This window comes from Oleiphilus sp. HI0067 (genome assembly GCF_001635735.1).
Genome location: NZ_LWFI01000064.1, coordinates 1 through 702 on the forward strand (window position 1 = coordinate 1; position 702 = coordinate 702).

At 49.3% G+C, this 702-nt stretch carries 1 protein-coding gene; it reads right to left on the bottom strand.

Annotated features, from left to right (window positions below; genetic code table 11):
* The coding region (locus A3739_RS01080) for a VCBS domain-containing protein (RefSeq protein WP_197471928.1) at positions 1 to 702 on the bottom strand (702 nt) is incomplete at both ends.

Here is a 702-nt window from a genome sequence, read left to right on the forward strand (position 1 = left end):
CCCTGCTGACTGCCTAAGATGTTCCAAGTGTGCATGTCGCTTGCATCCACATCACCATCTAAAAGCTGACCAGATGCCTGTAATGTGCCACCATCTTGAACTGTTCCGCTTAACACACCACTGATATTCGGCGCGTCATTCGTACCTGTAATCGTGAGGGTGACTTGCTGAGTCACGATACTCCCGTGACCATCATCTACTTGAATGATCGCGGTATCTGTTTTTAATTCGCCATCAGCAAGCTGATCAATATCAGCATGATTCGGCTGATGAAGCACATAAGACCAATTGCCATTGGCATCAATTGTCAGCGTGCCATATTGAGCAGGCGTTGCGACGGACCAGGTATGTTGATCAAGCGCGTCAGGGTCAACAGCCGTCCAAGAACCTGCGGCTGCAATACTAGAACCTTCAATAGCCCTTCCTGTATCAGTGCCGGTAATTTGAGGAACATCATTTGCACCATCGACATGCACATTTACGGTCTGCACCGAGCGCTCACCATGTTGATCTTGCACTTCAATCTGAAAAGTTTCGGTGGCTGTTTGCCCATCTGATAAGGCTTGTGCTTTGTTCTGATCGAGCACATAAGTCCACTTACCTAGCGCATCGACAGTCATCACTCCGAAGGCCCCTAAGCCGCCAGCCAATACTTTCCACGTGTGTGTGTCGTTGGCATCCACGTCACCATGCTGCAATTGA